Source organism: Solwaraspora sp. WMMA2056 (assembly GCF_030345095.1).
GTDB lineage: Bacteria > Actinomycetota > Actinomycetes > Mycobacteriales > Micromonosporaceae > Micromonospora_E.
On record NZ_CP128360.1, the window covers coordinates 5,595,472 to 5,607,997 of the forward strand.

Sequence of the window (12,526 nt, forward strand, 5' to 3'; positions counted from 1 at the left end):
GCCTTCCCGTGACGGGGAGGCGACCCGGTCAGTTGACGAGTGTCGGGAACGGGCCGACGCGCAGCCGGTAGCGCCTGCGCGTCGGCCCGTTCACCGTCGTGGGTCACTTGGCGAGCGGCTGGCCCTGCTTGTCGCTGAACTTGCCGATCAGGATCATGATGAAGTCGATCAGCGCCCAGATTCCCAGCCCACCGAAGGTGACCAGCATCAGCACGCCGGTACCGATCTTGCCAACGTAGAACCGGTGGGCACCGAACCCGCCGAGGAAGAAGCTGAGCAGCAGCGCGACGAGCCAGGACTTCTGCTCGGTTGCCGGTCCTGCCATGGTCTGCGACATTGTGTTTCCTTCCAACAATGAACCCCGGCCGGCACGACCGCGGCCGAGGTGGGGGTGAGTCGCCGTCCCGACCATCGATCTGGACGACGACGGGGCAGGCTACCGCAGTTCGCCGTGCCGGGTGGCCCCCACCCGGCAACTGCCGGGTCCAGTGGGTGGTCACCGTCGCAGGTGGTGCTTCACCCCGGCACCGTACGGTGTCGGCCGGCCGTCGTAGTCACGGATCAACGGCGGTACGCCCGGGTAGCCGTCGGTGTGCCAGACCGAGCCGAGGAAGCCGATCCGGCGCGTGTCGAGCCAGTCGATCGCCGTACCGACGAACCGGTGCCCGCCGGTGTCCTCACTCACCTCGACCGCGACCAGCGGCACCTCGGCGGCGACCGGCGCGACCTGCTGCTGCCAGCAGGTCACGGTGGCGCAGGCCGCGTCGTCGTCGACCCGCCAGGCGGCGGCGAGGTTGCGGCCGGCCGGGTCGTCCGGCCGGTACGCCAGCCAGCCGGACAGGTCGTTGCCGCCGTCGAGGCCGCCGATCAGCAGGGTGTTGTGGCTGCCGGCGAAGTGCCGGATGTTGTAGATCAGGGTGTCCGCTCCGAACTCCGGCCAGTCGGAGGGCAGGCCGGCCGACGGACGGCCGTCGCGCCACGCCTGCCACGCCGCGTCGGGCGGCAACTCGCCGACCGCCGGGTACGCGTCGCCGTACAGATCGAACAGGATGCTGTTGTCGTCGTCGAAGTGGGCGGCGACGTCCACCCAGAACGTCCGTTGCAACGAGGTCGCCGGGCCGTGCCAGGCCAGGACCGGGGTGATCCCGTGCCGGACGAGCCGCTGCGCGTACCCGCTGATCGCGTCCCGGTAGGCGGCACCCCGGAAGGCCGGCGGGACGGTGTCCCGGCTCAGCCAGCATTCGGGGTCGACCAGAACCCGTACGGCGTTGATCCGCCACCGCCGCATCGCTTGCACCGAGTCGTCGTCGACCGGGCCGTGGAAGATTCCCGAGCCGTCGCGGCAGAGTGTCTCGGCGCCGGCCCGGACCACGCCGCGCAGCTGGTACGGCCGGGGTGGCTGGTCGACGGTGACCAGTTGGTTGCCGGCCATGGTCAGCGCCGGGGCGTGACCGGGCGGCGCGGGGCTCACCACCCGGACGCCACGGACCTCGGCGGTGGCGTGGGTGCCGGCGTCGTCGTAGGCGGTCGCCGTGATCCGCGTCCCGTTGGTCGGCTGGGCACCGTGCCAGGTGAAGGCGTACGGGGCGGTGGTGTCGGTGTGCAGCAGGGTGCCGGCGGAGCGGAACTCGACCCGGGTGATCCGACGCCCGGCGGCTGCGGTGGCATCGGCCGCCACCGGGATCGGCGCGGTCGTGGCGAAGATCTGGTTCATCTGCGGGCTGCGCAGCGCGACGACCGGTGGGAACGATTCGGTCGGCGGGACACTCGGGCTGGGCGGAATGCTCGGGCTGGGCGGCAGGTCGGGGTCCATGTTGCAGGCCTGGCCGTTGAAGTGGTAGCTCGTCGGTGGCGGGTTGGCCACGGAATAGCTGCCACTGAACTGCACCCGCACCGACTCGCCGGTGTCCAGGTGGTACGCCCCGGCGTCGGAGCGCAGCTCGTACGGCCAGGCGAGCGCGCTCAGGACGAGACCTGGCGGCACCTGCCGGTAGGCGGAGTTGATGGTCTGTCGGGCACCCGGAGTGAAGGTGAGTCGCCAGGTGGAGACCGGCGGACCCAGATTGGTCAGTGTCATCCTGGCGATGAACCCGGTCGACCATTCCCTGGTCACCTGGTAGTCGACCGTGCAGGCGGGCGCGGCGTACGCCGGGCGCAGGGCGAACCCGAACACCATGCCAGTGGCTGCCAGGACGGCAGCGATCAATGAGGCGATGATTCGTCGCAATTGAATTACCCCCGTTGCATTGATGAGCGTATTTGCTTTCATCGATGGTCGCCCTCCGCGTACCGCCCGTCAAGGCCACCGCCCACGACCGGGCAGATGGCGCAGGCCGCCCCGGGGTCGCACCGCCCACAGCCGAGTCGCTCCACGTACGTGACGTACTTGACGTACGTGACGACCGGGTGGGACGATCCTTGCGGGAAGGGGGCAGGCATGTCCGCGGTGCACTTCGACAGCTACTCGCAGGCTCGAGCCCACCTCAAGGATCTGCTGGACGCAGCCGATCGGGGCCAGGTGGCGACCGTCAGGCGGGACAATCGGACGGCCGCTATCGTCGATCGGGAGCGGCTGCGTTTCTTCCTTGCCTCGGTGACCCCGTCCGGGGCCCAGGTGGTCGCTGAGTCCGGTGGATGGTCGATCTTCGTCCCTGGACTACCGGTCGCCGCCGACGGGGAGAGCCTCGACGAGGCGGTGGACGAGCTGATTCTCGCCCTGCGCGAGTACGCCGAGGATTGGCAGGACCGGCTCCTCGACGCGCCCAACCACTCGAGCAACTGGGGGCTGGTCCAGCTGATCACCATCAGCAGCGACGATCAGCTTCGCGAGTGGCTGGTCGGGTCGTCCCGGTGAGGTGGCCTACGCCGAACCGTCAGGACCACGAGAAGTTCTGCCATACCGAACAGTGGGTTCGGGTCCGGGACTCGCGCGGACGTACCGGCACACATCACGTCACCTTTGAGCTCAGGTTGGCGGACGGACGCATCCTGCGGACCCGCATCTCCCACCCGGTCGACCGGACCGCGTACGGGCCGAGCCTGTGGAGCCACATCCTGCGCGATCAACTGGACGTCGCCGAGGACGAGTTCTGGGCCTGCACCCGGGACGGGACGCTGCCCAAGCGGAGCGATCCGACGGTTCCCACCGCGTCACTTCCCGCCGAACTCGTTCATCTCCTCGTCCACCGGGTCGGCCTCACGGAACCCGAGGTCGCGGCGATGACCAAGGAACAAGCGGTCGCCCGGCTGAACCGGTACTGGGCTGACGGGTCCTGACGCCGGACCGCCGGGACGCGCCGGTTGATCACCGTTCGTCACCCTGCGTGTCCTGCGTATGGTTACCGGGGCCGGCCGGGACGACGAAGGGACGCCGATGACACCGCGCGACCACGCGTTCTGGCTGCGCGCGCCCGGCGACGGCGAGATCAGACCGGTCGAGGTCGGCCCGCCCGGCCCCGGTGAGGTACTGGTCCGCACCCTGTTCAGCGGGTTGAGCCGGGGCACCGAGACGCTGGTCTTCCGCGGTGAGGTGCCACCCAGCCAGTACGCGGTGATGCGCGCCCCGCACCAGGAGGGCGACTTTCCCGCCCCGGTCAAGTACGGCTACCTCAACGTCGGGCGGGTCGAGCAGGGCCCGGCCGCGCTCGTCGGGCGTACCGTCTTCTGTCTCTACCCGCACCAGACCCGCTACGTGGTGCCGGCCGACGCGGTCACCGTGGTGCCGGAGACCGTGCCGGCCCGCCGCGCGGTGCTCGCCGGCACGGTGGAGACCGCAGTCAACGCGCTGTGGGACGCCGCTCCCCTGCTCGGCGACCGGATCGCCGTGGTCGGCGCCGGGATGGTCGGTGCCACGGTCGCCGCGCTCGCCGCCGGATTCCCCGGCGTCCGGGTCGAACTGGTCGACGTCGACCCTGACCGGGCGCGGGTCGCCGCCGCGCTCGGCGTCGGGTTCGCCCACCCGGACACCGCCACCGGCGACTGCGACCTGGTGCTGCACGCCAGCGCCACGGCTGCCGGGCTGGCCCGGTCGTTGGAGTTGCTCGCCGTCGAGGGCACGGTGGTCGACCTCAGCTGGTACGGCGACCGCCCGGTCACCGTACCGCTCGGCGAGCACTTCCACTCCCGCCGGTTGACCGTCCGCAGCAGCCAGGTCGGGCTGGTGTCGCCGGCCCGCCGCGACCGGCGCGGGTACGCCGGCCGGCTCGCCGTCGCCCTGGACCTGCTCGCCGACGACCGGTTCGACGCCCTGCTGACCGGCGAGAGCGACTTCGCCGACCTGCCACGGGTGCTGCCCCGGCTCGCGGCCGGCGAGCTACCGGCGTCGTGCCACGTGATCCGTTACCCGACTGGAGGATGAAAAATGTTCAGCGTCACCGTCCGTGACCACATCATGGTCGCCCACAGTTTCACCGGTGACGTGTTCGGGCCGGCGCAACGACTGCACGGAGCGACCTTCGTCGTCGACGCGACGTTCAAGCGCACCGACCTCGACAGCGACAACATCGTCGTCGACATCGGCCTGGCCACCGAGCAGCTCAAGGCCGTACTGGCGGAGTTGAACTACCGCAACCTCGACGACGAGCCGGCATTCGCGGGGGTCAACACCTCCACCGAGTGGCTGGCCAAGCTGATCGCCGACCGACTGGCCGACCGGGTGCACGCCGGGGACCTCGGTGCCGGTGCCCACGGCCTGGCCGGGATCAGCGTCACGCTGCACGAGTCGCACGTCGCGTGGGCGAGCTACGAGCGGGCGCTCTGACCCGGATGGTCGTCGTGGTCCTGCCCGCGAACGTGGACGATCCGGCGACGCCCAGCGGCGGCAACGTCTACGACCGGCGGGTCTGCGCCGAACTGGTCGCCGCCGGCTGGCCGGTCCGCGAGGTGGCGCTGCCCGGTGCCTGGCCGCGCCCGGACGCGCCGGCCCGTGCCGCGCTCGGCGACACCCTCGCCGGGCTGCCGGACGCGACGGTGGTGCTGCTCGACGGGCTGGTCGCCTGCGGGGTGCCCGAGGTGGTCACGCCGCACGCCGACCGGCTGCGGCTGGCGGTGCTGGTGCACCTGCCGCTGGCCGACGAGACCGGGCTGGACCCGGCCGATGCCGCCGACCTGGACCGGGCCGAACGCGCCGTGCTCGGCGCGGCGGCGGCGGTCATCGCCACCAGCGACTGGACCGCGCGGCAACTGGCCGATCGGCACGGGTTGCCCGCACACCGGGTCCGGGTGGCGGTGCCCGGCGTCGCCCGTGCTGAGCTGACCGCCGCGGATCCGGCCGGCCGCCGGCTGCTCTGCGTCGCGTCGGTCACCCCACGCAAGGGCCACGACGTGCTGGTCGACGCGCTGGCCACCGTCGCCGACCTGGACTGGAGCTGCCAGTGTGTGGGGGCGTTGGACGCCGCCGGGCACGTCGGGCGGGTCCGGGGCCGGATCGCCCACCACGGCCTCGACGACCGGGTCACGCTCACCGGCCCCCGCCACGGTGCGGCACTGATCGGCAGCTACGCCGACGCCGATCTGCTGATCCTCGCCTCGTACGCCGAGACGTACGGCATGGTGGTCACCGAGGCACTGGCCCGGGGCATCCCGGTGCTGGCCAGCGAGGTGGGTGGGGTGCCGCAGGCGCTCGGGCGCGGCGACGACGGAGTCCTGCCCGGGCTGCTGGTGCCACCGGGCGACCCGGCGACACTCGGCGCGGCGGTGCGTCGTTGGCTGACCGACGCCGACTGGCGGCAGCGGCTGCGGGCGGCGGCGGTGCAGCGGCGGGCGACGTTGCCCGACTGGGCGCGGACCGCCGCCGGGATCGGCGCGGTCCTGCACGACCTGCGACGGCGCTGACGTCGGCCGCACCAGAGCAGGCACCAGAGCCGCACCACACACTCGGCGCGACGGATCCGGCACCGCACGGATCCGGCGCCACACCGGCACGGGGCCGCGTCAGCGGCGGAGGGAGCGCACATGGAGACGATCGAGTCGTCCGGGTACAGCCCGGCCTGGCTGGGGCTGCGGGAACCGGCGGACGCGCAGGCCCGGTCGACCGAACTGGTCGCCGAACTGGGCCGGTTGCTCGCCGGCGGCACCCGGACCGAGGTGCACGACCTCGGCTGCGGCACCGGATCGATGGGCCGGTGGCTGGCACCGCGCCTGGCCGGGCAGCAGCACTGGGTGCTGCACGACCGTGACCTCGAACTGCTGCGGTACGCGGAGGCCGCGATGGCCCCGGCCGCGGCCGACGGCGCACCGGTCACCGCGACGGTCCGCCGCGACGACGTCACGGCGCTCACCGCCGACGACCTCGCCGGTGCCGGGCTGGTCACCGCCTCCGCGTTGCTGGACCTGCTCACCCGCGACGAGGTCGACACCCTGGCGGCAACCATCCTGGCGGTGGGCTGCCCGGCGCTGCTGACCCTGACGGTGGTCGGCGAGGTACGGATGCACCCGGCCGACCCGCTCGACGACGCGCTGTCCGCCGCGTTCAACGACCACCAACGGCGACACAGCGGCGGTCGGCCGCTGCTGGGCCCGGACGCCGTGGAGGCCGCCACCGAGGCGTTCACCCGACGCGGGGCGAGCGTGCTGGTACGGCCCAGTCCCTGGCGGCTCGGCCCCGAGCAGGCCGAGCTGACCACCCGCTGGCTGGACGGCTGGATCGCGGCGGCATACGAGCAGCAGCCGGAACTGGCCGGGCGGCCCGGCGGCTACCGGCAGCGCCGGCTCGCCGCCGCCGCAGCCGGCGAGCTGCAGGTCACCGTCGAGCACCGTGACCTGCTGGTGGTGCCGAGGTGAACCGCAGGGGTCGTCACCGCGTATCTGACAACGGAGGCTCACCAAGGAGGACAGGCATGCACAGGGCGATCGGCCCGTGGCGTACGGTCGGCATCGGCCGTGGCGCGCCGTGATGGGCAGGATCTGGCCCTGGCTGCGGCTGGTCGGCGGCATCGCGATCCTGGCCGTACTGGTCTGGCGGCTCGGCACCGGGGCCTTCCTCGACGGGGTACGGGTGATCGAGGCCCAGACGCTGCTGCTCGCCGTCGGGATCGGCCTGCTCAGCACGGTCTGCAGCGCGGCCCGCTGGTGTCTGGTCGCCCGGGGCATGGGGCTGCGGCTGCCGGTGCGCACCGCCGTCGCCGACTACTACCGGGCGATCTTCCTCAACGCGGCGCTGCCCGGTGGGGTGCTCGGTGACGTGCACCGGGCGGTCCGGCACGGCCGTACGGTCTCCGACGTCGGCGGCGGGGTCCGGGCGGTGGTGCTGGAACGCACCGCCGGTCAGATCGTGTTGTTCGCAGTCGCCGCAGGTGTCCTGCTGACCCTGCCGGTGCCGGTGCCGGCGGGTGTGGTCACCGGCGCACAGCTCACGGTGGCCGTGGTGGCGCTGGTCGCGGTGACGGTCGGCGTGGTCGCGGTGCTGCGGCGGCGGGTGACCGCGCGATCCGCACAGGCGGAGTCGTCCGTACCGGCGGGTCCGTCGAGGCCGGAGGGTCAGTCGAGGCCGGCGGGTCGGTCGACGCCGGCTGGCTGGTGGCGGCGGGCCCTGCGGCGTACCGCCACCGATCTACGCGGCGGGCTGCTGGCCCGACGGACCTGGCCGGGCGTGCTGCTGCTGTCCGTGGTGGCGCTCGCCGGTCACCTCGCCACCTTCCTGGTCGCCGCCCGAGCCGCCGGGGCGACCGCGCCGCTGCACCTGCTGCTGCCGTTGATGGTGCTGGCCTTTCTGGCGATGGCGGTGCCGCTCAACGTCGGCGGCTGGGGGCCACGCGAAGGGGCGACCGCGTGGGCGTTCGGCGCGGCCGGGCTCGGCGCGGAGCTGGGTCTGACGGTCGCCGTCGTCTACGGTCTGCTGGCGCTGACCGCGAGCCTGCCGGGGGCCGCCGTGCTGACCCTGCGTGGGCTGCGGAAGGTCCCGGTCGGACGGCTGCGGGTACGGCTGCGACCGCAGCCCGCGACGTGACGCGACCGGCGGCGGCAGTCGTGGCGGCGGCGCGCCGGCTACCGGTCGCCGAACCGGGGCGACATCGCGTAGCGCAGCAACGCCACGTCGCCGATCTGCCGTACCTCGGCGAGGGTGGCCCGGGAGTCGGCGTGCCACGGGAACCGGCCGTCACCGACGAACCGGGGCGCCCGCGAGTCGCCGACGAAGATCGGGGCGACCACCAGGTGCAGTTCGTCGACCAGCCCGGCGGTGAGGAACTGGGTGTGGATCCGGCCGCCGCCCTCGACCATCAGCCGCCCGACGCCGCGCTCGTGCAGGTCGCCGACGACCCGGAGCAGGTCGACCGGGTCGCCGCAGTCGACGACCGTGGCGACGGCGGCCAGCCGTCGCCGGGCCCGGTCCAGGTGACCGGTCGCGCAGTAGACCAGCTTGTCCACGTCCCCGTGGGTGAAGAACCGCGACCCGGGGTCCAGGTCGCCGCGCCCGGTGACGGTGACCTTCAGCGGGCTGGGCCGCTGCCCCCGGGCCTGCCGCTGGCGGCGCCGGTCCGCCGAGCGGACCAGCAGCCGCGGATCGTCCTGCCGGATCGTGCCCGCCCCGACCAGGATCGCGTCACAGTCGGCCCGGACCGCGTCGACCCGGTCGAAGTCGGCGTCGTTGGACAGCAGCAGCCGCTCGCCGGCGGCGTCGTCCAGGTACCCGTCGATCGACATGCCGCAGCTGAGCAGGACGTAGGGTCGCTCAACCACTGATGGCTCCTCCGCGTCGATCGACAGATAGCCTGCAGGTGAGGCCGGCACACATTCTTCCGTACCGCCCACGCGTCGACACCGGCCCTGCCGATGTCGACGTCGCCGCAGCCCCGTCACCGAAGAGGAAGTACCGATGCTTGAACCGCCGCCCCACGCACCTGTCAACGGTAAGCTCGCCGCCGGTCCGACGGTCGCCGTACCGTCGCCCGCTGCGGTCCGTCGGCAGGTCACGGTGCCGCTGCGGTTCGCTGACGGCTACACCACCAAGGCCCGGGTGTTCACCTTCGACGGGTTGGCCGACCGACGCGAGCACGTCGCACTCGGGCTGGGCGACTGGCGTCAGGTGCTGGACCGGGCCGCCGACGGTGGTGATCCACCCCTGGTACGCCCGCACAGCGAGTGCCTGACCGGTGACGCCTTCGGCAGTCAGCGGTGCGACTGCGGCCCCCAGCTGCGCGAGGCGGTGGAACGGATCGCCACCAGTGGTGGTTTCCTGCTCTACCTACGCCAGGAGGGACGCGGCATCGGGCTGTACGCCAAGCTGGACGCCTACGCGCTGCAGGACGCCGGGCTGGACACGTTCGAGGCCAACGTGGCGCTGGGCCGGGGCGAGGACGAGCGGGACTACACGGTCGCCGCGCAGATGCTGATCGCGCTCGGCGTCCGACGGGTCGCGCTGCTGAGCAACAACCCCGACAAGGCGGCGCAACTCACCCAGCTCGGGGTCACCGTCAGCGAACAGATCCCGACCGGTGTACACGTGTCGGCGGCGAACGTGCGGTACCTGGCGGCGAAGGCCAACCACGCGGCGCACACCATCGACCTGTCGGTGGCCGAGTGATCCCGGCCCGCCCGCCGGGTCGGTATCGGTACCCGGTCGTAATCAGTGGAGGTACGGCCAGCCACGTACCACGTCGAGGTGTCGACGGTCGCGGCGTACGCGGCCGGCGCGGCGACGACGGGCGCGACGAGGACGGCGCCGGTCAGGGTCGCCGCCAGCGCCGCCAGAGCGCCGGTCAGCCGGGCGTGGCGGCGCCGGGGTGGGTGCGGTCGATGCATCGGTACGGCTTCCTTCCGGTCTGTGTCACCGCGCGGTCGACCGGCGTGGTGACGCCATGCCCGGACGTACCGGAAAGGTAGCGTCGACATCGATTAACGTCAAGATATCAACTAAGTTCGGCCTGGTCGGGGCGGTAGCCATGATCCGACCAGACCGATACTTGGCACCTCGGGTCAGCCGACCTGGCAGGGGGCACCGTTGAGTTGGAAGTCCGACGGACGCGGGTTGCTCGCGCTGTACGTCGCCTGGAAGCCGAAGCTCACCGTACCATTCGCCGGCAGGTTGCCGTTCCACGCGGCGTTGCGCGCCGTCACCCGCTGGCCGGACTGGCTGACCTGCGCGTTCCACCCGTTGGTGATCTGCTGGTTGCCGGGGAACGTCCAGGTCAGCGTCCAGCCGGTGACCGACGCGCCCCGGTTGGTGACGCGCACGTCGGCCGTGAAGCCGTTGCCCCACTGGTTGACCTGCCAGGACACGCTGCACCCACTGGCCGGCGGTGCGGTCGTGGGCGGTGCGGTGGTCGGCGGAGCCGTCGTGGGCGGAGCCGTCGTCGGCGGCGCGGTGGTGGGTGGGGCGTCGGCGGGCGGGAACCGCAGGATCCGGTCGTCGGTGGCCGCTGGCGTCCCCCGGCCGTCGCGGTTGCTGGTCGTCACCCAGAGCCAGCCGTCCGGACCGTACTCGACGGTGCGCAGCCGACCGTAGGCACCGACCAGCTCCGGGGTCGGGGTGCCGACCCCGCCGGCGGCGTCGAGCGGTACGTTCCACAGCCGGTTGCCGCGCAGTGCGGCCACGTACAGCCGGTTCCCGGCGATCGCGGCGCCGCTGGGCGACGCCTCGGCCGGGGTCCAGACCAGCAACGGGTCCCGGAACCGGGGATCGTTGGCCCGGCCCTCGACGGTCGGCCAGCCGTAGTTGCCGCCCGCGACGATCAGGTTCACCTCGTCCCAGGTGTTCTGTCCGAACTCGGTGGCGTACAGCCGACCCTGCGCGTCCCACGCTAGTCCCTGCACGTGGCGGTGCCCCAGGCTGTAGACCAGCGAGCCCGGCGTCGGATTGTCCGCCGGGACCGTACCGTCGGGGCGCATCCGCAGGATCTTGCCGTTGCGGCTCTGCGGGTTCTGCGCGGAGGCCGTCTGACCGGCGTCGCCCACCCCGGCGTAGAGCATTCCGTCCGGGCCGAACGCGATGCGGCCGCCGTTGTGGATGGTCGCCCGGGCGAGCCCGGTCAGGATCGGCTGCTGGTTCTGCGGGGCGCTGAGCCGGAACCGGGCGATCCGGTTGTCGGTGGCCGTGGTGAAGTAGACGTAGACGTAGTCGTCCTGCGCGAAGGTCGGCGAGACGGCGAGACCGAGCAGTCCGCCCTCACTGACCGGCGTGATGCCGGAGATCGTCACGACCGGCTGCGGCTGCGCGCCGGGCCTGACCCGGACCACCTGGCCGGTGCCGCGTTGGGCGACCAACGCACTGCCGTCCGGCAGGAAGTCCATCCCCCAGGGCACCGTCAGGCCGGTCGCGACCACCTCGGGCCGGGAGAAGTCGAAGTCGCCGAGGGCGAGCAGGCCGGTGGCGCGGTCGGCGGCGGGCACGGTGGCGGCCGTCGCCACTGCGGCGAGCCCGGTCGCCGCCAGCGCTGCGGCCAGGACGGCACCGACCACGGATCTGAGTTTCATGGGCACACCTCTCAGATCGAGCGATCTTCATCAATGTAGCAACGCTCGATGACTGACGCCTCACTCAGCCACGCGTACGCCGTCGACGGGCAAACGAGTCTACTATCGACGGCTCGCATCAGGTTCGTCAGATGTCGACAATCATCGATGTTGCGGGGTGGGCCGAGGCATGCTGAAATGGCTCATATCGCCGCAGCGCGGGGGCAACCGCGTTGAGCGACGGCAGGCTCGGGAGCAGCCCAGGGCTCGGTGGCGATCCAGTGGCGCGGACGCGCACTCACCGACGTGGCGCGAGACGGCAGCACTCCCGAAGCGCTGCACGGCTGTACCGCGCACCTCGACGGCCCGGCGCCACGACACCGACGCAGTTCATCACCGCACCACGACCGGCTACCAGGGTGAGGAGCAACCGATGGCTTTCCAGAAGATCTTCGCGGGGTGGTACCGCAACCGCGTGGTGTGGGTGGCGGCGATCCTGCTGGCGACGGCGACCGGGGCGGTCACGTTGACCGGCGGCGCCGACCGGAACGCGGCACCGGCGGATCTGGTCGGCCAGCTCGAAACCCGGATGCGCGTCCTGCTCGAGCAGGCCGACCCGCAGCAGCACAACCACGCCGGCCACACGGTCGAGCTGGCGGCCGCCACCCAGCAGCAGACGGTGATCTGCGGAGTCCGCATCTACGGCTACGAGCCGGCCGACGTCACCGCGCTCGCCGAGGTGCGGACGGTCTACGGCTTCCACCTCTGCGGGGTGGCCGAACCGCAGCGACCCTGGGACGTGGCGGTCAAGCTGGCCGGTCCGCTGATTCTGGACATGTCCACCGAGCCACCGGGCATCGAGGTGGTCGAGGCCACCGCCGACGTCATGTTCGTCGACCGGCTGCGGCAGATGTTCCCGGACAAGTACGCGGAGCTGGCGATCGCGGAGGCACTGACCGACTCCGAGGCCGCCGACCTCCGCCGTCGCTACGACGCCGCAGCCGGGATCTGACCTGGTCCACCGGTACGGGCGCCGACCCTCACCGGCGGGCCGCAACACACCCGTCCACCGACCGGGCGAACCCGCCAAGATTAGACATAGATGATCATTGATATTTGAATCCCTGGATGTCATAGT

Annotated in this window: 13 protein-coding genes; 9 read left to right on the plus strand and 4 right to left on the minus strand. The window is 72.1% G+C overall.

The window, feature by feature from the left end:
- Positions 1-103: 103 nt before the first annotated feature.
- Positions 104-325, minus strand: coding sequence for a TM2 domain-containing protein (locus O7608_RS25260; RefSeq protein ID WP_289206946.1), 222 nt, complete (start codon positions 323-325; stop codon positions 104-106).
- A 171-nt stretch (positions 326-496) separates the two neighbouring features.
- Positions 497-2,206, minus strand: coding sequence for an Ig-like domain-containing protein (locus O7608_RS25265; RefSeq protein WP_289206947.1), 1,710 nt, complete (start codon positions 2,204-2,206; stop codon positions 497-499).
- A gap of 231 nt (positions 2,207-2,437) precedes the next feature.
- Between O7608_RS25265 and O7608_RS25270 the strand changes: the two genes are divergently transcribed.
- The 7 genes from O7608_RS25270 to O7608_RS25300 all read left to right on the plus strand — a co-directional run bounded on the left by O7608_RS25270 (position 2,438) and on the right by O7608_RS25300 (position 7,945).
- Positions 2,438-2,854 (plus strand): hypothetical protein, encoded by a 417-nt coding sequence (locus O7608_RS25270; RefSeq protein ID WP_289206948.1) that lies wholly within the window; start codon positions 2,438-2,440, stop codon positions 2,852-2,854.
- A 116-nt stretch (positions 2,855-2,970) separates the two neighbouring features.
- Positions 2,971-3,276, plus strand: coding sequence for a hypothetical protein (locus O7608_RS25275; RefSeq protein WP_289206949.1), 306 nt, complete (start codon positions 2,971-2,973; stop codon positions 3,274-3,276).
- A gap of 97 nt (positions 3,277-3,373) precedes the next feature.
- The gene (locus O7608_RS25280) at positions 3,374-4,357 is read left to right on the plus strand and encodes a zinc-dependent alcohol dehydrogenase (protein WP_289206950.1); all 984 of its coding nucleotides are present in this window, start codon (positions 3,374-3,376) and stop codon (positions 4,355-4,357) included.
- Between the two features lie 3 nt (positions 4,358-4,360).
- Entirely contained in the window at positions 4,361-4,759 is a 399-nt protein-coding gene (locus O7608_RS25285) for a 6-pyruvoyl trahydropterin synthase family protein (protein ID WP_282226571.1), read from the plus strand.
- Entirely contained in the window at positions 4,756-5,832 is a 1,077-nt protein-coding gene (locus O7608_RS25290; RefSeq protein WP_289211023.1) for a glycosyltransferase family 4 protein, read from the plus strand. Before O7608_RS25285 ends, O7608_RS25290 begins: the two co-directional genes overlap by 4 nt.
- Before the next feature lie 120 nt (positions 5,833-5,952).
- Entirely contained in the window at positions 5,953-6,780 is an 828-nt protein-coding gene (locus O7608_RS25295) for a methyltransferase domain-containing protein (protein ID WP_289206951.1), read from the plus strand.
- Positions 6,781-6,892: 112 nt separating this feature from the next.
- The gene (locus O7608_RS25300) at positions 6,893-7,945 is read left to right on the plus strand and encodes a lysylphosphatidylglycerol synthase transmembrane domain-containing protein (RefSeq protein ID WP_289206952.1); all 1,053 of its coding nucleotides are present in this window, start codon (positions 6,893-6,895) and stop codon (positions 7,943-7,945) included.
- 38 nt (positions 7,946-7,983) lie between these two features.
- Here the strand turns inward: O7608_RS25300 and O7608_RS25305 are convergent, their stop codons facing one another.
- Positions 7,984-8,676 carry a RibD family protein gene (locus O7608_RS25305; RefSeq protein WP_289206953.1) on the minus strand — a complete coding sequence of 231 codons (693 nt, stop codon included), beginning with the start codon at positions 8,674-8,676 and terminating at the stop codon, positions 7,984-7,986.
- A 136-nt stretch (positions 8,677-8,812) separates the two neighbouring features.
- Between O7608_RS25305 and O7608_RS25310 the strand changes: the two genes are divergently transcribed.
- Positions 8,813-9,520: a GTP cyclohydrolase II gene (locus O7608_RS25310; RefSeq protein WP_289206954.1), complete on the plus strand. Its 708-nt coding sequence runs from the start codon at positions 8,813-8,815 to the stop codon at positions 9,518-9,520.
- A gap of 392 nt (positions 9,521-9,912) precedes the next feature.
- Here the strand turns inward: O7608_RS25310 and O7608_RS25315 are convergent, their stop codons facing one another.
- The gene (locus O7608_RS25315; RefSeq protein WP_289206955.1) at positions 9,913-11,409 is read right to left on the minus strand and encodes a PQQ-dependent sugar dehydrogenase; all 1,497 of its coding nucleotides are present in this window, start codon (positions 11,407-11,409) and stop codon (positions 9,913-9,915) included.
- Positions 11,410-11,821: 412 nt separating this feature from the next.
- On the opposite strand from O7608_RS25315, the gene O7608_RS25320 reads away from it, so the two are divergent.
- Positions 11,822-12,400: a hypothetical protein gene (locus O7608_RS25320; RefSeq protein ID WP_289206956.1), complete on the plus strand. Its 579-nt coding sequence runs from the start codon at positions 11,822-11,824 to the stop codon at positions 12,398-12,400.
- Positions 12,401-12,526: the final 126 nt, after the last annotated feature.